The organism is Methylopila sp. Yamaguchi (genome assembly GCF_002897035.1).
GTDB lineage: Bacteria > Pseudomonadota > Alphaproteobacteria > Rhizobiales > Methylopilaceae > Methylopila.
The window spans coordinates 1-18,857 of record NZ_BAUX01000026.1; the positions used below are offsets into that span (position 1 = coordinate 1).

The 18,857-nt window shown below is 70.2% G+C and carries 18 protein-coding genes; 12 read left to right on the forward strand and 6 right to left on the reverse strand.

Translation table 11 applies throughout. The annotated features are described in order from the left end of the window. The coding region (locus tag METY_RS20040) for an Mrp/NBP35 family ATP-binding protein (protein WP_244593761.1) at positions 1-869 on the forward strand (869 nt) is incomplete at its 5' end. Here METY_RS20040 and METY_RS20045 read toward each other — a convergent pair. Further along, positions 856-1,338: an RrF2 family transcriptional regulator gene (locus tag METY_RS20045; protein ID WP_103123162.1), complete on the reverse strand. Its 483-nt coding sequence runs from the start codon at positions 1,336-1,338 to the stop codon at positions 856-858. The genes METY_RS20040 and METY_RS20045 overlap by 14 nt on opposite strands. Positions 1,339-1,417: 79 nt before the next feature. Between METY_RS20045 and hmpA the strand changes: the two genes are divergently transcribed. Continuing rightward, complete coding sequence (hmpA, locus tag METY_RS20050; protein ID WP_103123163.1) at positions 1,418-2,629, forward strand: NO-inducible flavohemoprotein; 1,212 nt, start codon at positions 1,418-1,420, stop codon at positions 2,627-2,629. A 41-nt stretch (positions 2,630-2,670) separates the two neighbouring features. Here the strand turns inward: hmpA and METY_RS20055 are convergent, their stop codons facing one another. Next, positions 2,671-3,282, reverse strand: coding sequence for an NAD(P)H-dependent oxidoreductase (locus tag METY_RS20055; RefSeq protein WP_103123164.1), 612 nt, complete (start codon positions 3,280-3,282; stop codon positions 2,671-2,673). A gap of 80 nt (positions 3,283-3,362) precedes the next feature. On the opposite strand from METY_RS20055, the gene METY_RS20060 reads away from it, so the two are divergent. The 9 genes from METY_RS20060 (at position 3,363) to otsA (ending at position 14,744) form a co-directional block, all read left to right on the forward strand. After that, a complete protein-coding gene (locus METY_RS20060; protein ID WP_103123165.1) occupies positions 3,363-3,980 on the forward strand; it encodes a TetR/AcrR family transcriptional regulator in 618 nt (205 codons plus the stop codon). Positions 3,981-4,174: 194 nt separating this feature from the next. Further along, positions 4,175-5,452, forward strand: coding sequence for an imelysin family protein (locus METY_RS20065; RefSeq protein ID WP_103123166.1), 1,278 nt, complete (start codon positions 4,175-4,177; stop codon positions 5,450-5,452). 95 nt (positions 5,453-5,547) lie between these two features. After that, a complete protein-coding gene (locus METY_RS20070) occupies positions 5,548-7,014 on the forward strand; it encodes a multicopper oxidase family protein (RefSeq protein ID WP_103123167.1) in 1,467 nt (488 codons plus the stop codon). Then, a complete protein-coding gene (locus tag METY_RS20075) occupies positions 7,014-8,219 on the forward strand; it encodes a di-heme oxidoredictase family protein (protein WP_146035771.1) in 1,206 nt (401 codons plus the stop codon). Before METY_RS20070 ends, METY_RS20075 begins: the two co-directional genes overlap by 1 nt. A 2-nt stretch (positions 8,220-8,221) precedes the next feature. Further along, complete coding sequence (locus tag METY_RS20080; protein WP_244593762.1) at positions 8,222-9,295, forward strand: imelysin family protein; 1,074 nt, start codon at positions 8,222-8,224, stop codon at positions 9,293-9,295. Positions 9,296-9,299: 4 nt separating this feature from the next. Continuing rightward, positions 9,300-10,403 carry a DUF1513 domain-containing protein gene (locus METY_RS20085; protein ID WP_103123168.1) on the forward strand — a complete coding sequence of 368 codons (1,104 nt, stop codon included), beginning with the start codon at positions 9,300-9,302 and terminating at the stop codon, positions 10,401-10,403. A gap of 174 nt (positions 10,404-10,577) precedes the next feature. Beyond that, on the forward strand, positions 10,578-11,384 hold the full coding sequence (gene otsB, locus METY_RS20090) for a trehalose-phosphatase (RefSeq protein WP_103123169.1): 807 nt from the start codon (positions 10,578-10,580) through the stop codon (positions 11,382-11,384). Beyond that, a complete protein-coding gene (locus METY_RS20095) occupies positions 11,381-13,177 on the forward strand; it encodes a glycoside hydrolase family 15 protein (protein ID WP_103123170.1) in 1,797 nt (598 codons plus the stop codon). Before otsB ends, METY_RS20095 begins: the two co-directional genes overlap by 4 nt. Positions 13,178-13,322: 145 nt before the next feature. Next, positions 13,323-14,744 (forward strand): alpha,alpha-trehalose-phosphate synthase (UDP-forming), encoded by a 1,422-nt coding sequence (gene otsA / locus METY_RS20100; protein ID WP_103123171.1) that lies wholly within the window; start codon positions 13,323-13,325, stop codon positions 14,742-14,744. Between the two features lie 72 nt (positions 14,745-14,816). Here the strand turns inward: otsA and moaA are convergent, their stop codons facing one another. Continuing rightward, positions 14,817-15,836, reverse strand: a complete 1,020-nt coding sequence (gene moaA / locus METY_RS20105) for a GTP 3',8-cyclase MoaA (protein ID WP_103123188.1) — start codon at positions 15,834-15,836, stop codon at positions 14,817-14,819. A 112-nt stretch (positions 15,837-15,948) separates the two neighbouring features. Here moaA and METY_RS20110 point away from each other — a divergent pair, with 112 nt between their 5' ends. Next, positions 15,949-16,308: a gamma-butyrobetaine hydroxylase-like domain-containing protein gene (locus tag METY_RS20110; protein WP_103123172.1), complete on the forward strand. Its 360-nt coding sequence runs from the start codon at positions 15,949-15,951 to the stop codon at positions 16,306-16,308. A gap of 11 nt (positions 16,309-16,319) precedes the next feature. Here METY_RS20110 and METY_RS20115 read toward each other — a convergent pair whose 3' ends face one another. From METY_RS20115 to METY_RS20125, 3 genes are all read right to left on the reverse strand, one after another. Further along, a complete protein-coding gene (locus tag METY_RS20115; RefSeq protein ID WP_103123173.1) occupies positions 16,320-16,559 on the reverse strand; it encodes a hypothetical protein in 240 nt (79 codons plus the stop codon). A 134-nt stretch (positions 16,560-16,693) separates the two neighbouring features. Then, positions 16,694-18,085, reverse strand: a complete 1,392-nt coding sequence (locus METY_RS20120) for an MmgE/PrpD family protein (protein ID WP_103123174.1) — start codon at positions 18,083-18,085, stop codon at positions 16,694-16,696. After that, positions 18,085-18,855, reverse strand: coding sequence for an amino acid ABC transporter ATP-binding protein (locus tag METY_RS20125; protein WP_103123175.1), 771 nt, complete (start codon positions 18,853-18,855; stop codon positions 18,085-18,087). Before METY_RS20125 ends, METY_RS20120 begins: the two co-directional genes overlap by 1 nt. Between the last annotated feature and the right edge of the window lie 2 nt (positions 18,856-18,857).

Consider the following 18,857-nt stretch of genomic DNA (forward strand, 5'->3'; position numbering starts at 1 on the left):
CCGCGCGCGGCGGCCGCGACGCCCCCTCGGGCGCCGCGCCCGCGCCGCGACAGGCCTCCGGCGGCGCCGGCGTGCCGGGGGTACGCCACATCATCGCGGTGGCCTCGGGGAAGGGCGGCGTCGGCAAGTCGACCACGGCCGCGAACATCGCGCTCGCCTTCCGGGCGCAGGGCCTGCGCGTCGGGCTGATGGACGCCGACGTCTACGGCCCCTCCGTGCCCACCCTGTTCGGCCTGCACGAGAAGCCTGAGGTCGAGGGCAAGATGATGAAGCCGCTCGAAGCTCACGGCCTCAAGATCATGTCGATCGGCTTCCTGGTCGAAGCCGGAACGGCGATGATCTGGCGCGGGCCGATGGTGATGTCGGCGCTGACCCAGATGCTGACCGAGGTCTCCTGGGGCGAACTCGACGTGCTGGTGGTCGACATGCCGCCCGGCACCGGCGACGCGCAGCTCACGATGGCGCAGCGCGTGAAGCTGTCTGGCGCCGTCATCGTCTCCACGCCGCAGGACCTCGCGCTCGCCGACGCGCGGCGCGGCGTCGCGATGTTCGAGCGCGTGGACGTGCCGATCCTCGGGATCGTCGAGAACATGAGCTACTACTGCTGCCCGAACTGCGGCCACCGCGCAGAGGTGTTCGGCCATGGCGGCGCCCGCGCGGAGGCGGCGCTCATGAAGACCCCGTTCCTGGGCGAAATCCCCCTCGCGATGGAGATCCGCGCCACCTCCGACGCCGGCGCGCCGATCGTAGCCCAGGAGCCGAAGTCCGAGCACGCGAAGGCCTATGGCCGGATCGCCGCGCAGGTGTGGAGCCGCCTCACCTCCGGCGCCCCAGGCCGCGCGGCGCCGCGCATCGTCATCGAGCGGTGAGGACCGCCGGCGGCGTCACGCCGCCGGTCTCCGCAAACCCGAGCCGCGCCGCCATCGCGGGCCGCTCCGCGCCGCCGACGAGATCGGCCAGCGTCTTGCCGTCCAACACCGCGAGAAAGCTCTGCAGCGCCTCGCCGAGAAGGCGCTGCAGGCGGCAGGCGTCGATCAGAGCGCAACCCGGCCCGTCCGCCTGAAAACAGGCCACGAGCGCCATGTCGTCCTCGGTGAAGCGCACCACCTCCCCGACGTTGATCTCCGCGGCGGGCCGGCCCAGCCGCAGGCCGCCGCCCCTGCCGCGCGTCGTCTTTACGAAGCCGCCGCGGCCGAGGTTGTGCACGACCTTGACCAGATGGTTCTCGGAAATGCGGTGCGCGTCGGCGATCTCGCGGATCGACGCGCGGCGGTCGGGACGCAGCGCAAGATAGATCAGCGCGCGCAGGGCATAGTCGGTGTGCAGGGTCAGGCGCATTTCAAAAGATAGATACGCTTTACACCTTTTGACTAGGCCATTAGAAGGTGTCCCAGCGATATACCTTTTGGGGTGCGGCATGTCCCGGCAGCTGAGCGAGGGCGCCCTGGGCGTCGTGAAGGCGACGATTCCGGTGATCGAGGCCCACGGCTTGGCGATCACGCAGCGCATGTACCAGCGCATGTTCGCCGATCCCGCCATCCGCGCGCTGTTCAATCATTCGCATCAGGGGGATGGCGGAGCGCAGCCGCGAGCTCTCGCCGCCGCGGTGCTGGCCTACGCCCAGAACATCGACAACCTCGGCGCGCTCAGCGGCGCGGTTGAGCGCATCGCCCAGCGCCACGCCGGTTTGAACATCCTGCCCGAGCACTATCCCGCGGTGGCCGAGGCCTTGCTCGGCGCGATCAAGGACGTGCTCGGAGAGGCGGCGACGCCGGGGATCCTTGCGGCTTGGGGCGAGGCTTACTGGCTCCTCGCCGACATCCTGATCGCGCGCGAAGCTGCGATCTACGAACGGCACGCCGCGGCGCCGGGCGGCTGGACTGGCTGGCGCGACTTCCTCGTGGTCGAGAAGCGCCGCGAAAGCGATGTGGTGACGTCATTCGTGCTGAAGCCCGCAGACGGCGGCGCGGTGCTGCGTCACCGACCGGGCCAGCATCTCACCTTCGCGCTCGATCTGCCGGGCCGCCCCGGCCTTAGGCGCAACTACAGCGTCTCCTCCGCGCCCGCCGACGACCACTACCGGATTAGCGTCAAGCGAGAGCCGCAGGGCGCCGCTTCCAACTGGCTTCACGACGAGGCCAAGGTCGGGACCACCCTTAGGACGGCGGTGCCCGCCGGGGAGTTCGTCGCTCCCGAGACGCTGGAGCGTCCTCTGGTGCTCGTCAGCGGCGGGGTCGGCGTGACGCCGCTGCTCAGTATGCTGGCGGCGGTGGGCCCGAGCCCGGTCCATCCCGTCCATTTCGTCCACGCCGCCCTGTCCGGCGCGACCCACGCCTTGGGGGCCGAGGCCCGGGCGCTCGCCGCGTCGTCCGGCGGAGCCGTCAAGGTCACGACGTTCTACGAGGCGCCGCGCGCCACGGACGTCCGGGGCGAGGCTTACGACGAGACCGGCCGGGTGACCGCGGACTGGCTCGCGGCTCACACGCCGCTTTCGGCGGCGGACTATTACCTCTGCGGCCCGCGCCCATTCCTTCGGGCGATAGCTCAAGCGCTGCGCGAACTTGGCGTGCCGTCCAGCCAGATCCGCTACGAGTTCTTTGGCCCCACGGACGAGTTGCTGGTGGCCTGACGCCGGAGCGGGCGCTACCGGGCGGCGACGATCGTCGCCGGTCAGGCCGCTTTATTGGTCGCTGCGCCTGCGGCCACAGCGAGGCCAATGGCGCGGGCGCGATCGAGCGCCGCGGCGGGGAAGGATTCGTCTCCCGCCAGCAGAAACTCCGACGTCTGGACCGGCGCGCCGCAGAAGTCGAAGATTCCATGGTCGATTTGCGTGCGCATGGCGTTGGCGTAGCCACGCCGTTCATAGGTTCGGGCGTCCGCCCCGCCGATGCCGACCAGATGGACCCGAAGCCGGCCGAGATGCTTGATGATCCCGCCATCCGGCCTCTCATCGTAAGCCCAGCCGTTGGTGAAGACGCGGTCGATCCAGCCCTTGAGCTGTCCAGGCATGGACCACCAATAGACGGGGTAGACGAGCAGGAGAGCGTCCGCGCGGTCGATCCGCGCCTGCTCGGCGAGCACGTCGGGCGGCGGCCCGGCCTGACGGCGAAACAGGGCGAGATCCGCCGCGGCGAAGCGCGGATCGAATCCTTCAGCCGCCAGATCGGCCATCTCGACGACGTTCGCCGCGTCGGCGGAGACGACGCCCTCGGCGATGCGCTGGGCGACGGCGTGGGTGAGGGACGCGGGATCCGCGTGGGCGAAAACGATGAGCGACCGCATGCGACGAATCCTCGGGTTGCGGCTTTGACGGCAGCCAGTTTGGCTATATACTTTTAGTAAGTTACGTTTGGTATATAGACATGTCAAGCCTTGCCCCGGCGAAGCCCCGCCGTCGCCTGTCGCGAGAGAGCCGTCGGCTCCAGCTCATCGAGGTCGCCTGGGGGCTCGCCCGCGAGGAGGGGGCCGACGCCCTGACGCTCGGACGGCTCGCGGAGCAGGCCGGGGTGGCGAAACCGGTTGTCTACGATCACTTCGGTACGCGGAGCGGACTGCTCGCCGCCTTGTTCGAGGACTTCGACCTGCGGCAGACGGCTGCTATGGACGCCGCGCTCGCCGCGAGCGAGCCGACGCTCGTCGACCGCGCGCGCGTCATCGCCGAGGCCTACGTCGGCTGCGCCCTGGACCAGGGTCGGGAACTGGCCGGGGTCGCAGCCGCGCTCGAAGGCTCGCCGGAACTCGAAAGCGTCAAGCGCAGGTGCGAGGCCGCATTTCTCGAGAAATGTCGTGCCGCGCTCGATCCCTTCGCCCCCGGCGGCGTCTCAACGCCGGCTCTTGTCGGCGCGCTCGGCGCTGCGGACGCCCTGTCCCGAGCTGCAGCCGCCGGAGAGATCGATGCGGATCCGGCGCGCGCGGAACTGCTCGCCGTCATCCTCGCGGCGGTGGAGCGCAGCCGCGGCCCGCTTCGACAGCCTGCCTAACCTCGGGCGGCTGAGGCGCACCCACCCAAACTGGATTTATTCCAAGTCAACTCGCGGGCGAAAAAAGTCGTTTATTCAAAAACTGTTAGGGGGGATTTGACTTTCTCGTGAGCTCAGCGTTTCGGTTTCGCGGGGCGGCCCGGAGAGCTTCCGGACCGTATGGCGCGACGGCCGGGCGGCCGAGGAGACGGACGATGACCAAGACCTGGATCGGGGCGCTGGCGGGCGTGGCGCTCGGGGCTTTGGCGGCCGGCGGGGCGCAGGCGCAGGCGCCCGCGGCGAAGGACGTGGTGAAGACCTATTCCGACGTCGCCGCAGCCATGTACGGTGACGCCGTCATCGCCGCCTCCGAGCTCAAGGCCAAGATCGACGCCTTCCTGAAGGACCCGACGGACGCGACCTTGGCGGACGCGCGAAAGGCGTGGATCGCGGCGCGTGTTCCCTACCAGCAGACCGAGGGCTACCGCTTCGGCAACCCGTCCGTCGATGACCTCGAAGGTCGGGTCAACGCCTGGCCGCTGGACGAGGGGCTGATCGACTACGTGGCGCCGGCCTATGGCGAGACCTCGGACGAGAATCCCTATTACGCGCTCAACGTCATCGCGAACCCGAAGCTGAAGCTCGGCCGCAAGACGGTGGACGCCACGAAAATCACTGCGAAGCTGCTGAACTCGCTGCAGGAGGCGGGCGAGGTCGAGTCGAACGTCGCCATCGGCTACCACGCCATCGAGTTCCTGCTGTGGGGCCAGGACCTCAACGGCACGGGCCCCGGCGCCGGCGATCGCAAGGCGACCGACTACGTCCAGGGCGAGGGCTGCACCAACAAGAACTGCGACCGCCGCGCCCAGTACCTGAGCGTCGTCACCGACCTGCTGGTGGCCGACCTCAAAGACATGGCGGCGCTGTGGGGGCCCAAGGGCAAGGCGCGCGTCGCGCTCGCCAAAAAGAAGCCCGGCGCCGCGATCGCCACCATGTTCACCGGCCTCGGCAGCCTGTCCTACGGCGAGCTCGCGGGCGAGCGCATGAAGCTCGGCCTCATCCTCCACGATCCGGAGGAGGAGCACGACTGCTTCTCCGACAACACCCACAACTCGCACTATTACGACATCAAGGGGATGACCGAGATCTGGGCCGGAACCTACGTAAGGCTGGATGGGACCAAGGTTGAGGGGCCCTCGCTGAAGGCCTACGCAGAGGCGAAGGCGCCGGCGGAGGCCAAGACGCTCGAAGCGGACTTCGCCGCGACTCTCGCCAAGGCGCAGGCGCTGAAGGATCGGGCCGACGGCGGCAAGGAGGCCTACGACCAGATGATCGGCGAGGGCAACGCCGAGGGGAACAAGGTCGTGCAGGACGTGATCGACGGACTGGTGCAGCAGACGCGCGGCGTAGAGGCGGTGGTCGCCAAGCTCGGCGTGAAGATCACGGTCGAAGGATCCGATAGTCTCGACGCGCCCGAGAAGGTGTCGCAGTAAGGGCTGAGAGCGGCGCTCGCGCTCCCCCGCCGTCCTCCGCGTTGACCGGAGGGCCCATGTTCGCCGTCCAGAATGACGGCTTACACGGATGTCCGATGCCTCAGCGGCGATTCTCCCGACGGAGCCTTCTCGGCGGCGGTCTCGCCGTCGCAGGCGTCGCCGCGCTCTGCGGGCGCGGGCAAGCGAGGACGGCCGGGCTTCCGCCCCGTCTGCGCGCGGCCGCTCAAGGCGAGCGGAGGCTGTCGCTCGTCGCGGCAGAGCGTCGGGCGAAGCTGCTTGGCGCCGACGGCCCTGACAGCGCAGTCTGGACCTATGGCGAGAAGCTGTTCGAGGTCGTCCGGATCGCTCAGGGCGAGACGCTCGCGGTGGAGCTTGAGAACCGGCTGGCGGAGCACACCGCGATCCACTGGCACGGTCTCCGCATCCCCAACGACCAGGACGGCGTGCCCTATGTCACGCAGCCGCCGGTGCGGCCCGGCGAGCGGCACAGCTACCGCTTCACGCCGCCGGACACCGGCACATTCTGGTTCCATCCCCATTGCGACACCGTGGCCCAGCTCGGCCGCGGACTGGCGGGCGTGCTGATCGTCGAGGGCGACGAGACCGCGCCCTACGACGCCGACCTCGCGCTCTTGTTGAAGGACTGGCGGCTCGACCCGGCCTCCGGCGGCTACCTGCCGTTCATGACCCAGCGCGGCGCGCTCCGCGCCGGCACCTTCGGCACGGTGAGGACCGTCAACGGCGAGACGGCGCCGCGCCTCACGGTTCGCGCCGGCGGCGACGTGCGGCTTAGGCTGCTTAACCTCGACTCGACCCGCGTCGGCGACATCGGCGTCGACGGCGGGGAGGCGGCGGTGATCGCGATCGACGGCAACCCGATCGCGCCGTTCCCGCTGAAGGACTGGCGCCTTGGGCCCGCCATGCGGCTGGACCTCGTGGTGCGCGCGCCGGCCGCCGGCGGCGAGGTCCGGCTGATGGACTATTTCGCCGCTGAGCCCGTGGTGCTCGCGACGTTGGCGGGCGCGTGGGCTCCGGCCCGGGGCAAGGCCTTCGATCCCACGCCGCTCACGCGCTCCGCCATCCCTGAGCCCCGGATAAGGGGCGCGGAGCGGCTCACCTTCGCCTTCGCCACAGCGTCCAAGCAGAAGTCCGCGCTCGCGGTCTCGGCGGACGACGGCGACCCACTGGCCGCCGCGCTGCTGGACAGCCTGTGCGCGGCCTCCACCGTGAACTGGAGCATCAACCGCGAAGCTTGGCCTGTCGGCGACCACTCGCGGGTTCCGAAGCCGCTCGCCGTGCTCCGGGAGGGACGCACCTACGTGGCGGAGCTTTCCAACGAGACGCCGCACGTGCACCCGATCCACCTGCACGGCTTCACCTTCAAGGTGCTGGGCTCCACCAAGCGCGAGCTGCCCGTGCATTTCGCCGACACGGTGCTGCTGACGCCGAACGAGCGCATCACCATCGCGTTCGTCGCCGACCGGCCAGGCGACTGGATGATCCACTGCCACCTGATCGAGCATCAGGAGACCGGCATGATGGGCTACCTGAAGGTCGTGTGATGGGGCGAAGGATCGCCTGCGGGCTCGCGGTCGCAGGTTTGACGTTCGGCGGAGCGGCCTTCGCCGCGGGCGACGGGCTGGACGTCGCGATCGGGAAGGCGATCTTTGGGCGGATGTGGGTCCCGGCGCCGGCCTCCACGCGCCACGCCGACGGGCTCGGTCCGCTGTTCGCCGCTCGCTCCTGCGCCAGCTGCCATTCGGCGGAGGCCGGCCGGACGCGCTTCCGGCTCGGGCGCGACGATCCCGGTCAGAATCCCGGTCTTGTGGTGCGCCTTGGGTCATCGAGCGGCGCGCCGGACCCGGTCTACGGCGTGGAACTTCAGCCGGAGGGTCTGGGCAAGGCGCCGGGCGAGGGTCGGGCGGCCGTCGCTTTCGCCGCGTCCGGCAAGCCGTCCTGGCGGCTCGAGGCGCCGGGCTATGGCCCGCTCGCGTCGGATACCGCCATGTCGGCGCGCGTCGCGCCGTCGCTCGCCGGCCTCAGCTTGCTCGAACGCGTGCCGGAGGCCGCGGTTCTCGCTCTTGCGGAGGCTGAGACGCGCGATGGCGTCTCCGGCCGGCCGCACTGGATTAAGGGCCCGGAGGGCAGGGCGCTTGGCCGTTTCGGCTGGAAAGCCTCCGAGCCGACGCTCGCCGCCCAGGCGGCGTCGGCGTTCGCGCTGGACCTCGGCCTCTCCACCGAGCGTCGGCCTGAGAGCGCGGGCGACTGCACGCCGTCCCAGACCGCGTGCCGCGACGCGCCACAAGGGGCGCCGCCCGGCGAGCCGGAGGTCGCGCCCGATCTGTTCGAGAGCCTCGTCGTCTTTCTCGAACGCCGCCCCGCTCCGTCGCCGCCCGCGCCGTCGCCGCGCGGCGTCAAGCTCTTCGCCTCCAGCGGCTGCGCCGCCTGCCACGCGCCATCGCTGCCGCTCGCGGAGGGCGGGAAGGTCGCGGCCTTCACCGATCTGTTGCTGCATGACATGGGGCCCGGGCTCGACGACGGCGTCGGCGAACAGGCGGCGGCGAGCGCCGAGTGGCGCACCGCTCCGCTTTGGGGGCTGTCGCGGACTCTCGCGCAAGGGTCGGGCTTGCTCCACGACGGACGCGCGGCCACGGTGGCGGACGCCGTGCGCTGGCACGACGGCGAGGCCGCCGCCGCAAGATCCCGCTTCGACGGCCTGACTCGGGCGGAGCGCAAGACGCTCGTCGACTACGTCTCGGGACTTTAGAGATGACATCAAGGCTCCGGCGCACCAAACGAAGACCTTTTGCGGTCGCCTTCCTCGCGGCCTTCGCGCCGGCCGGGGCCGCATTGGCCGCGACGCCCGAGCCGGGGCCCCTCGCGATCTCGGTGATCGAGCAGTGGCTCCTGCCGCGCAACGACGCCTTGGCCGAGGCAGCCGCCGTCCAGAAGGAGGCTTGGCGCGCGGCCTGCGCGGACGGCGACTACGCCGGCGATCTCGCGGAGCTGAAACAGCGCTACCAGGCGGGGGCTGACGCCTGGGCGGCGGTCGAGCACGTCACCACGGGACCGGTCAGCCTCTCGCTCCGGCCGGACCGCATCTTCTTCTTCCCCGACAAGCGCAACGCGGTGGCGAAGGCGCTCGCCGAGCTCGAAGCCAAGGCGAAGGCCGGCGAGGTGCCGGACGACACGTTCCGGGCTTCCAGCGTGGCGGGCCAGGGCTTTCCCGCGTTGGAGCGCCTGCTCTACGAGGCGCCGGATGGGGAGCCCGCCGCCCGCTGCCGGGTGGGCGTCGCCATCGCCGGCAACCTGGCGACGCTGACCGGCCAGATTCGCGATGAGTGGCGCAGCGACGCCGGGCCCTTGGCGAAGCTGAAGGCTGGGCAGGGCGACCCGGTGCACTTCGCTGATCCCGGCCAGGCGGCAGCGCGTCTGCTCACCGATCTCGCCGGCGGCATACAGCGCGACGTGGACATGAAGTTGCTGCCTGTGCTGGGCGCAAACCTCGACGCGGCGCGGCCGAAGGCCGCCGAAGGCTGGCGCTCGAACCGCTCAGCGCGCGCGCTGAAGGCCTCGGTCGCGAGCCTCGCTGCCATGGCCGCGATCTTCGCCAAGGCCGCGCCCGCGGAGATCGCGGCGGGCGACGGCAGGGCCTTCGCCGCGGCGCAGGCCGCGGTGGCGAAGCTGCCCGACGACGTCGGCGAGGCCGCGGCGGACCCGAAGCGTCGCAAGGTCGTGGAGCAGGCGGTCGCGGCGCTCAAGGTCGCGCAGGCCAACGTCGTCAAGGACGTGGCCCCCGCCATCGGCGTGCCGCTCGGCTTCAACGCGCTGGACGGGGACTGAACCGATGCCGTTCACCCGCCGCGCCGCGCTGGGCGGCCTCGGAGCCCTGACGCTTGCCGGGCTCAGTCACAGCCGCGCCCATGCCTCCCCGGATGCGGCGGCGTTTCTCTCCGCCGCCCGCGCCGGCGACGGCGGTTACCGCGTCGGCGGGCTCGACGGCGCGCTCGAAGCAAGCGATGGCGTCGCCGTCCCGGTGCGGCTGCACGCGCTGAGCCTGCGGCCGGACGGCGGGGAGGCGGTGGCGGTCGGCCGCAGGCCCGGCGACCTCGCGCTGGTGCTGGACGGCGCCGGCCGGACGACACGATCAACGTTCCGCGCCAGCCCCGGCCGCCGCTTCGCTGGTCATGGCGCCTACGCGGCAGACGGCCGAACCTTTCTCACGACCGAGATCGACGCCGGGACCGGGGAGGGCTGGATCGTACTGCGCGAGCCCGCGGGCGGCTACGCGCCGCGCGCGGAGTGGCGCTCGGGCGGGATCGGCCCCCACGACGTCGCTTCTCTCGGCGGCCGCGTCGTCGTCGCGAATGGAGCCAAGGAGCCGAAGACCGATCCGGGCATCAAGAGCCTCGGCCTCACGACCGCGCGCTCCAACGTGGCGCTGCTGGACCCTGCCACCGGGGCGGTCGAGTCGATCGCCGAGACCGACGCCGACCTCGCCAGCCTGTCGCTGCGCCATGTTGTCGGGACGGCCGACGGCGGCCTTCTGGTCGCGGCGCAGGACACCGAAGCCGGCGCGCGGGACCGGCCGCTGGTGGCGCGGCTCGAGAGCGGGCGGCTGCGCTGGTTCGACGCCGATCCCGACTTGCTGACGCGGCTCGGCGGGTCGGTCTGCTCGCTCGCGATTGACGGGTCGGGGCGCTTCGTCGCCGCGTCCGGTCCGAAGGGCGGGGCGGTTGTCGCTTTCGATCTGCTGACCAACGCCGCGGTCGGCGCCGTTTCGATCCCCGATGTCTGCGGGCTGGCCTCCGCGGGCGTTGGCCGCTTCATAGCGACCTCGGGTCTGGGCGAGGTGGCGCTGATCGCGGTGCGCGAGGACGGCGCGGCGATCGTGGGCCGTCGCGCGAGCGCTCTGCGCTGGGACAATCATCTGGCGGGCCGCGTGGGGTGATCGCCGGCCGGACGCTCGCCGACAGGGCGCCGTTTCGAAGTCCCCGAGGGCTGCTATCGGCTCGCAGCGCCGGTCGCCATTCGCCGCCGCGCCGTCGCACAGGGGTTGCCCTTCGCCTCCACGGCTTCTAGCTATCGGTCGCCTTTGTGAAATCCCGTGATCGGAGCGTCGACGATGGGTCTCGAAACTGCGGCGACGGCCGCGCGCGAGAACGACGTTTCGCGCCGTCCCGGTTCGCCGCCGTCGGCGCCCGCGGGCTTTCCCGACGGGATCGCCTTGTTCCTTGATCTCGACGGCACCGTGCTCGACCTCGCCGCGACGCCGGGCGGCGTCTCGATCACCCCTGAGGCGCTGGCCGCGATCGGCGTGCTGGCCCAGCGGCTCGAGGGCGCCCTCGCGATCGTGACCGGCCGCGGGCTGGAGGACGTCGACCGTATCCTGTCGCCGCTTCGGCTGCCCGCCGCCGCCCTCCACGGCGCGGAGCTTCGCCGCTGCGGCGGCGGGCGGGTGTCCGAGGCCGGCGTCGGCGCGCCCCCGGACAGGCTCACGGCGGCGCTCGGCGCCTTCGTCGACGCGCGTCCCGGCCTGGCGCTCGAGGACAAGGGCGCGAGCGTCGCTGTCCATTTCCGCCAAGCGCCGCACCGCGAGGGCGAGGTGAAGGAGCGCATCGGCGAACTCGTCGCGCAGCTTGCGCCCGCCCACGAGCTCCAGCCCGGCAAGATGGTCGTCGAGGTTCGTCCCCGTGGCTGCGACAAGGGCACCGCGCTCAAGCGCATGATGGCGGAGAAGCCGTTCGCCGGGCGCATCCCCTGGATGTTCGGCGACGACCTCACCGACGAGTTCGCCTTTGCGGCGGCGAACGATCTGGGCGGCGTCTCCGTGTTGATTGGCGCGGTGAGCCGTCCAAGCGTCGCGCGACACGGTCTGGCCGATCCTGACGCCATGCGCGCGTGGCTCGTCGCTCTTGCGGCGGCGGCATGACGGTTCCGAACGGTCGCGCGTCGCTCGAACTCGGCGTCGTCGGAAACGCCGCGGCCGCCGCGCTTATCGACCGGCGGGCGCGCCTGGTCTGGATGTGCGCGCCGCGCTTCGACGGCGACCCGACCTTCTGCGGCCTCCTGGCCGGCGACGACGCCGAGAAGGGCTTCTGGGACTTCCAGCTGGAGGGCCTGACCCGAGTCGAGCAGGAGTATCATCGCAACACCGCGATCCTGGAGACGCGCCTGTTCGGCCGCGACGGCGCGATCCGCGTGGTGGACTTCGCTCCGCGGTTCCGCCGCGCCGGGCGCATGTTCCGTCCGAACATGATCGTCCGCCGGGTGGAGCCGATCTCCGGGTCGCCGCGCGTCGCCGTGCGGATGCGGCCGTGCCGGGACTGGGGCGCCGCGGCGCCGGACACGACGCGCGGCTCGAACCACATCCGGTTCTTGCTCGGCGACAGCGTGCTAAGGCTGACGACGGACGCGCCGGTGGCCTTCGTCGCGGACGAGACGCCCTTCGTTTTGGACCGGCCGCTCGCCTTCCTGCTCGGCCCGGACGAGTCGCTGACCGACTCTCCGGCCCGCATCAGCCGCGAGTTCTACGAGCGTACGCGCGACTACTGGGTCGACTGGACGCGCTATCTCTCTCTGCCGTTCGAGTGGCAGGAGATCGTTATCCGAGCGGCCATTACGCTGAAGCTCTGCAGCCACGAGGAGACCGGCGGCATCGTCGCCGCGCTGACGACTTCGATCCCCGAATACGGCGACACCGGCCGCACCTGGGACTACCGCTTCTGCTGGCTGCGCGACAGCTACTTCACCGTCGAAGCGCTGAACCGGCTGGGCGCCACCAACACGATGGAGGGCTATCTCTCCTATGTGACCAACCTCGTGGCGGGCTCGCCCAACGGCTATCTGCAACCGCTCTTCGGTCTCGGCTTCGAGACGAGGCTAGACGAATCCCAGGCCGAGGCGCTGCCGGGCTACCAGGGCTTCGGGCCCGTCAGAAAGGGCAACGCCGCCTACACGCAGGTGCAGAACGACGGCTACGGCTCGGTGATCCTTGCGGTGGCGCAGTGCTTCTTCGACGCGCGACTGCCGACCCCCGGCGACGAGGCGCTGTTCGAGCGGCTGGAGAAGCTCGGCCGGCAGGCCGTGGAGCGCTGGGACCAGCCGGACGCGGGGATCTGGGAGTACCGCACCCGCGAGGGCGTACACACGCACTCCTCCGCCATGTGCTGGGCCGCCTGCGACCGCCTCTCGCGCATCGCCGACCGCCTCGGCCTCTCTGAAAAGGCCGGAGAGTGGGGCGGACGGGCGGCGGAGCTGAAGGCCGACATCCTTCAGCGCGCCTGGAACGTCGAGATGAAGAGCTTCACCAGCGTCTTCGGCGGCGACACCGTGGACGCCAGCCTGCTGCTGCTGCCGGAGATTGGGCTTGTCGCGCCGCAGGACCCGCGGTTCCTGGGCACGTTGGCCGAGGTGGAGCGCCAGCTCCGCTACGGCAACCACATCTACCGCTACAAGGCGCCCGACGATTTCGGCGAGCCGGAGACCGCCTTCACGGCCTGCACGTTCTGGCTGATCAACGCGCTCGCGGCCGTCGGACGGATGGATGAGGCGAGGGCGGCCTTTCAGGAGGTGCTCGACCACTGCAATCACCTCGGGCTGCTATCCGAGGGACTTCACATCGGCACCGGCGAGCTGTGGGGCAACTTCCCGCAGACCTACTCGATGGTCGGCGTCGTCAAGGCGGCGATGCGGCTTTCGCGCCCGTGGGAAGAGGCCTTTTGAGGGCCGCCAGCCCCACGGCTGCGGAACTTGCGGCCCAGCGCCGCCGTTTTCACATGCGCGCGATGACTTGGCCTACGGTCATAGCCGCGGCCTGCGGCGGTGAGCTAGCCTGCATCGCCCTCGGCCAAACCAAGGGGGAGCGCCCATGAGCCGTCTCGTCGTCGTCTCGAACCGCGTGCCCGTGCCGACTCCCGGCACCCCGCCGGCCGGCGGTCTGGCCGTGGCGCTCTCGGGCGCCATGAAGGCGCGGGGCGGGCTTTGGTTCGGCTGGAGCGGCCGGACGTTACCGCCCGACGCCGGCGAGCCGCGCGCCGCCCAACTCACCGAGAGCGAGGGCGTGACCTACGCCGTCGTGGACCTCTCCGAACGCGACCTCGACGACTACTATGCCGGCTTCTCCAACCGGATGCTGTGGCCGCTGTTCCACTACCGGATGGACCTCACCGAGTTCACCCGGGTCAATCTCGCCGGCTATCACCGGGTCAACCGACTGTTCTCCCGTCTGCTTGCCCCGCAGATCACCCCCGAGGACGCGATCTGGGTGCACGACTATCACCTGATCCCGCTGGCGGCCGAGCTCAGGAGCGCCGGCTGCAAGAACCGGATGGGCTTCTTCCTGCACATCCCGTTTCCGCCGCCTGACATTCTCACGGTGCTGCCGAACCACGCCGACGTCGTGCGGTCGCTCGCCGCCTACGACGTCGTCGGCTTCCAGACGCCGATCGACGTTGAGAACTTCGAGACCTACGTCCGCCGCGAAAAGATCGGGCGCCGACTTCCGGACGGGCGCTTCGTGGTGCATGGGCGCACGGTGCGCGTCGAGGCCTATCCCGTCGGCATCGAAACGCAGACCTTCGCCGATGTGGCCGCCGCCTCAGGACGCAACGCGCTGGTGCGTCGGACGAAGGAAAGCCTCGGCGACCGCAAGCTGATCATCGGCGTCGACCGGCTCGATTACTCCAAAGGCATCGCCGAGCGCATCCAGGCGTTCGAGACCTTCCTGCTGCTGGATCCCGAGTGGCGCGGCCGCTGCACCTACCTCCAGATCACGCCCAAGTCGCGCGGCGAGGTGCCGGAGTACGCCGCCATGGAACGGGAGGTTGCGGGCCTGGCCGGCCGGATCAACGGCACGTTCTCGGAGCTGGACTGGACACCGCTTCGCTACGTCAATCGGACGGTCGGCCGTAACGCCCTCGCGGGACTCTATCGCTACGCCCGCGTGGGCCTCGTCACGCCGCTGCGCGACGGCATGAACCTCGTCGCGAAGGAGTTCGTGGCGGCGCAGGATCCGGAGAATCCCGGCGTTCTGCTGCTGTCGCGGTTCGCGGGCGCAGCCTCCGAATTGGACGGCGCGCTGCTGACAAACCCTTACGACGTCGACGGCACCGCCGGTTCGATCGCGCGAGCGCTCGATATGCCGCTCGAGGAGCGGAAGGACCGTTGGTCGTCCATGTTCCAGCGGATCCGCGAGTACGACGTCGCGTGGTGGTGCCGCAGCTTCCTCGACGCGCTGGAAAACGAGGAGGCCGCGCCGCCGCAGGCGGGCCGGATCGCCGCCGTTCGCTGAACGGCGGCCTTCACTTGCTCCAACGGCGCTCGCCCTGAGCGGACACTGCTTGCGAGGTCAGATCTCTGAGGCTCAGCCGCCGGTGGTCGACATGTGCCGGGCCACGGCCGGCTTGGCGTTGCGGCGGTCGATGATGAAGTCGTGCCCCTTTGGCTTGCGCCGGATCGCCTCGCGGATCGCCTCCACAAGCTTGCCGTCGTCCTCGCTCGCCCGCAGCGGCGCTCGAAGGTCGGCGGCGTCGTCTTGGCCCAGGCACATGTACAGAGTGCCCGTGCAGGTCACGCGCACCCGGTTGCAGCTCTCGCAGAAATTGTGGGTCATCGGCGTGATGAAGCCGATGCGCCCGCCGGTTTCCGCCACCGAAACGTAACGAGCCGGGCCGCCTGTGCGGTAGGCGCTCTCGTTCAGCGTCCAGCGCTGGGCGAGGCGGGCTTTTACGAGGCTCAGCGGCAGGTACTGGTCCGTCCGGTCGCCGTCGATGTCGCCGAGCGGCATGGTCTCGATCAGCGAGAGGTCCATGCCCCGGGCATGGGACCATTCAGCGATCGAGGGTATCTCGTCCTCGTTCACGCCGCGCAGCGCGACTGTGTTGATCTTGATCTTGAGGCCCGCGGCCAACGCGGCGTCCACGCCACGGATCACCTGCGCAAGGTCGCCCCGGCGCGTGATCTCGCGGAACTTGTCCGGATCGAGCGTATCGATCGACACGTTGATGCGCCGCACGCCGGCGGCGAACAGGTCGCGCGCATGAGTTTCCAGCTGGCTGCCGTTCGTCGTCAGCGTCAGCTCCTCCAGAGCGCCGCTTTCGAGGTGACGGCCAAGCGACCGGATGAGCGTCATCAGATCGCGCCGGACCAGCGGCTCGCCGCCGGTGAGCCTGAGCTTCTTGACGCCCAGCGTGATGAACGAGCTGCACAGCCGATCGAGCTCTTCGAGCGTCAGAAGCTCCCGCTTCGGCAGAAACTGCATATGCTCGGACATGCAGTAGACGCAGCGGAAATCGCAGCGGTCCGTGACCGACACGCGGAGGTAGCTGATGGCCCGCTGAAACGGATCGATGAGCGGGGCGGGCGCGACGGCGGCAAGCGACATGCGATGCATAACCTCTTTCGTCCCGACGCCACGGGTGGCTGGCCGGAACAGCGTCCAGAAGCTAGGAGTTGAAGCGGCGCGCGTAAAGGTCAGCGCCCAATGAGGTGACGAAATGGCGGACGCCGACTGGCCGATCGAGATCAAGCTGTCACGTGACGGGCGCGTGCTCACCCTAACCTGGGCCGACGGCCGCAGCGACGCGCTTTCCGCGGAGCTGCTCCGCGTCGAGAGCCCGAGCGCTGAAGTCCAAGGCCACTCGGCGGAGCAGAAGACAATCGTCGCGGGCAAGCGCGACGTCGCGATCCGCGACGTGCAGGAGGTGGGCTCCTACGCTGTCCGTCTCGTCTTCAACGACGGGCACGACACCGGCATCTTCACCTGGCCGGCCCTCCGGCGTTTCGGCCGAGAGGGCGACGAGCTTTTCGCCGCCTACGAAAAGGCGCTAGCCGAACGCGGCCTTAGCCGAGGCTGAGCCGAGCCTCGTCAGTGCGGGGGCGGGACGGTCGCGCCTTCCCTCGCAGGCGGCGAGACCCAGCCGCAGTCGCACATCTTCTGGAGGATCTCCGCGGGCGTCTCCACCACGGTGATCGCGTGCGTCCGATCGAGCGCGCTCGTCAGCATGTCGATGACGGTCTTCTCGCCGAAACGCCGCATGTGCACGGCGAGCGACATGTTCACGAAGACGTCGTGCGACCCGGCCGCCGTCAGTTGGAGCCACTGCATCGCGTTCCTCCTGTCGTTGTCGTTCAAGACGTATCGATGGGAAGACTAGCGCGAGGAACAGGTAAAGACCAGCAGACTGAATACTGCGATGCAGCAAGGCGTTCGCGGCAGTCTGGTGCAGTGCACTATTTAACTTAGGCCGCCAACGGGGCCGTCGGCCAGAGCTCGGCGAGGCGAGGCTCACGGTCGATCGCGCGCAGCCTTCTGAGCAGCGCCGCCGCCTCGGTCGCGCTTAGCGCCCTGGCGGCGCAGGACATGAACTTCGCGGCGTGGTCCTCCGCGCTCATGGGGCGCTCCGGATTGCCGACCGCGAGGTCGCGCTGCCCCGCCGCCGTCCGGCCGTCGGCCAATCGAACGGTCATGGTGACCGGCGCCGTGCCGATGAAACCCAGCGCGGCAAGCTCGGGATCGAGCGTCATCCGCACGGTTCTCATCAGGCGCTGGACCTCAGGATCGCGCAGGGTCTCCTCGGCGAACGAATCGAGCGTCAGCGGACCGGCGACAAGGGTCGCCGCCAAGGCGAACTCCATGGAGAAACGCGCCTGCTGCGGCGTAGTCGGCGCGTGGGCGACCAGTTCGCGTTCGGCCAGCAGGCTTGCGCCCACGTCGATGGCCATCACGTCGGCCGCCCGGAAGCCGTGCGCGGTTGCGAGGTCCAAGATCAGGTCGCAGGCCGGATGCGATCCGCTGCAGCAGGGATAGCGCTTGAAGGCCAGCCCACGCCCCACGAGATCGAAGGGCGCGCCGAACCGCAGGGGACGGCCATCAAGCCGTTCGAAGGCCTCAGCTCCCCCGAGGCACCGAACGAAGCCGTCCGGCCCCTCGATCGAGACGGGAGAAGCGGTGACGCCGGCCTGCGCCAGAGATGCGGCTTCCAGTCCGTTCCGCGCTGCGACGCCCGCGTGCCACGGCTTCGCCTGCGTCCCGAAATTGGACCGGACGCCGCCGGAGCGCGAGGCGGCGAGACCAAGCGCGCTGACGGTCGTCGCGCGGTCGAGCCGGAGCAGCACGCAGGCGGCGGCGGCGGCCCCGAGGGCGTAGAACGCGCCGGTCGTGTGCCAGCCGTTCTCCGACGCCTCCGGCATCGCCAGCTCCGCGATGCGGTGGGCGACCTCGACGCCCGCGATATACGCGACGAGCGCGTCCGCGCCCGACGCCCCGACGCTCTCGGCGACAGCGAACGCAGCCGGCGCGACGACGGTCGTCGGATGGCCGATGGTGGTCCAGCTGGTGTCGTCGAAGTCGAGCGCATGGCCGGCGACGGCGTTGCACATCGCCGCGTTCTCGGCGTCGAGCTTCAGTCCGCCGGCGCCCAGCACCGCCGCGTCGGCGGCGTGGGAGCGGACGGCGGCCCAGGCGCGGACGTTGCGGGCGACGGGCTCCTGCGCGCCGGCGAGGGCGACGCCGACATAGTCGACGATCGCCTCGCGCGCCGCGGCGACGACCGTCGCGTCGAGGGTCTCGAACCGCAGGCCGAGCAGGAAGTCGGCGGCCTGCTCGGCGATGGTCGGCCGGGCGGCCGCCATCACAGCACCTGGGAGAGGAACTCCCGGGTGCGGGGGTCGCTCGCGGCGGTGAAGAAGGTCGCGGGCGGTCCGTGCTCGACGATGACGCCGCGGTCGGTGAAGTAGATGTGGTCGGCGACGTCGCGGGCGAAGTTCATCTCGTGCGTCACGAGCAGGCAGGTCATGCCCTCCTCGGCGAGTTCCCGGATGGTGACGAGCACCTCCTTCACGGTCTCGGGGTCCAGCGCCGCCGTCACCTCGTCGAACAGCATCACGTCGGGCCGCATGGCGAGCGAACGGGCGATCGCGACGCGCTGCTGCTGGCCCCCCGACAGCTCGCCGGGGTAGCTGTTCTCCTTGCCTGCGAGCCGGACCTTCTGCAGCAGGGCGCGGGCGCGCTGCTCGACCTCGCGCTTGTCCTGACCCAGCACGTGGACGGGCGCCATCATGACGTTCTGCAGCGCCGTCTTGTGGGGGAACAGGTTGTACTGCTGGAACACCATGCCGACCTTGCGGCGCAGCGCCAGCTTGTCGAGCTTCGGATCAGCGACCTCGATGTTTTCCACCCGGATCGTGCCGGAGCTCACCGGCACCAGCGCGTTGATGCAGCGGATGAGCGTCGACTTGCCGGAGCCGGACGGGCCGATGATGCAGATCACCTCGCCCTTCTTCACGTCGAAGCTGACGCCCTTCAGCACCTCGAAGGAGCCGAAGGACTTGTGGACGTCGATCAGCTGGACGATCGGCTGATCGGGCGTCCAGGCGGCGGGGGAAGTGGTCGGAGCGGCCATGG

Coding starts and splice junctions, on each gene's coding strand:
- METY_RS20110 (WP_103123172.1), top strand. CDS start 15,949: ATGGCGGACGCCGACTGGCCGATCGAGATCAAGCTGTCACGTGACGGG.
- otsB (WP_103123169.1), top strand. CDS start 10,578: ATGGGTCTCGAAACTGCGGCGACGGCCGCGCGCGAGAACGACGTTTCG.
- moaA (WP_103123188.1), bottom strand. CDS start 15,836: ATGTCGCTTGCCGCCGTCGCGCCCGCCCCGCTCATCGATCCGTTTCAG.
- hmpA (WP_103123163.1), top strand. CDS start 1,418: ATGTCCCGGCAGCTGAGCGAGGGCGCCCTGGGCGTCGTGAAGGCGACG.
- METY_RS20080 (WP_244593762.1), top strand. CDS start 8,222: ATGACATCAAGGCTCCGGCGCACCAAACGAAGACCTTTTGCGGTCGCC.
- METY_RS20115 (WP_103123173.1), bottom strand. CDS start 16,559: ATGCAGTGGCTCCAACTGACGGCGGCCGGGTCGCACGACGTCTTCGTG.
- METY_RS20060 (WP_103123165.1), top strand. CDS start 3,363: ATGTCAAGCCTTGCCCCGGCGAAGCCCCGCCGTCGCCTGTCGCGAGAG.
- METY_RS20120 (WP_103123174.1), bottom strand. CDS start 18,085: ATGGCGGCCGCCCGGCCGACCATCGCCGAGCAGGCCGCCGACTTCCTG.
- METY_RS20070 (WP_103123167.1), top strand. CDS start 5,548: ATGCCTCAGCGGCGATTCTCCCGACGGAGCCTTCTCGGCGGCGGTCTC.
- METY_RS20075 (WP_146035771.1), top strand. CDS start 7,014: ATGGGGCGAAGGATCGCCTGCGGGCTCGCGGTCGCAGGTTTGACGTTC.
- otsA (WP_103123171.1), top strand. CDS start 13,323: ATGAGCCGTCTCGTCGTCGTCTCGAACCGCGTGCCCGTGCCGACTCCC.
- METY_RS20055 (WP_103123164.1), bottom strand. CDS start 3,282: ATGCGGTCGCTCATCGTTTTCGCCCACGCGGATCCCGCGTCCCTCACC.
- METY_RS20125 (WP_103123175.1), bottom strand. CDS start 18,855: ATGGCCGCTCCGACCACTTCCCCCGCCGCCTGGACGCCCGATCAGCCG.
- METY_RS20045 (WP_103123162.1), bottom strand. CDS start 1,338: ATGCGCCTGACCCTGCACACCGACTATGCCCTGCGCGCGCTGATCTAT.
- METY_RS20085 (WP_103123168.1), top strand. CDS start 9,300: ATGCCGTTCACCCGCCGCGCCGCGCTGGGCGGCCTCGGAGCCCTGACG.
- METY_RS20095 (WP_103123170.1), top strand. CDS start 11,381: ATGACGGTTCCGAACGGTCGCGCGTCGCTCGAACTCGGCGTCGTCGGA.
- METY_RS20065 (WP_103123166.1), top strand. CDS start 4,175: ATGACCAAGACCTGGATCGGGGCGCTGGCGGGCGTGGCGCTCGGGGCT.